This is a genomic window from Marinobacter halodurans, assembly GCF_004327985.1.
GTDB lineage: Bacteria > Pseudomonadota > Gammaproteobacteria > Pseudomonadales > Oleiphilaceae > Marinobacter_A > Marinobacter_A halodurans.
In genome coordinates this window covers 1-956 of record NZ_SJDL01000159.1, presented here as the reverse complement: position 1 = coordinate 956, position 956 = coordinate 1, and the positions used below count along the sequence as shown (strand labels likewise).

Here is a 956-nt window from a genome sequence, read left to right as displayed (position 1 = left end):
CAGCAACTCCAGGCCCAACTGGATGCCATGGTCGCCCGCGAGCGCCGGGAAGCGGCCCGCCTCGATGCCAGCACGGCGGACCTGCCCTTGACCTTCAATGCCGGCGTGCATGTGGTGTTCGGCCTGAAGGGCCTCTGGGAGAGTGCCGTCGGATTCGTGCATACGGCCGCAGCCGTTGGCAACCTCACCCCGATGCAGCAGTTCCGGCACGCCCTTGAGGCCGCCTGGGATGCAACGCTGGATGGCTCCGACCAGGCTTGGGTCAATGACTTCAAGCAACGCTTCGACGAAGCCAATAAAGCCGCCCTGGTCGAGGCGCTCGGCTTCGACCCTGACGACATTCGCTGGGACGACCTGACGGAAGCCTATGAGATCACCGCCCTGCTGCTGGACGATCCGGAGTCCCGTGACATGCTGGGGCGCTTTGCCATCGAATTCGCCCGGGTCCAGGACAGCACCGAGATCAGCTACGCCAGCGGCGGCCTGGTGTTCGACACGGTGCTTGGCATCCTGCTGGCGGCGGCCACGGGAGGGGCCGGTGCGGTCGCGTCGGCACCCCGTTACCTGAAAAAGCTGGCCCCTTTAGCCGCGCCCTTACGCAACCTGGCCAAACGACTGAAGATCGCCCGGCAAACCCGTTACCATTATTCCGTAGCCACCGATGGCCGTTGCGAGAGCGTTTGCCGCCCGCGTCCCGAAGGCCCCGAGTTCAGGGAACGCTCCCTGGCCAGCCGGCGACTCATCGTAAACAGCCTGGAAGATGCCGTCACCGCTTTGAAAGCCGCCCGTCAGCGTCTGTTGGCGCAGGGAGGTTTCACGCCCAAATACACTCAGGAGGAATTGCTTCAACTCGCCCAAGAGGGTCTGGATAACGACCGTTTTATCGTCCGTCTGGTGGAAACCCACCATGTGGACGGCTACAAACAGCCCGAAGGCGCCATGGCCGGCACCCTGGG

At 64.1% G+C, this 956-nt stretch carries 1 pseudogene; it reads left to right on the top strand.

Annotated elements, in window-relative coordinates:
• Window positions 1-956 (top strand): annotated as a pseudogene (locus EZI54_RS24730) (hypothetical protein); the annotation flags it as partial.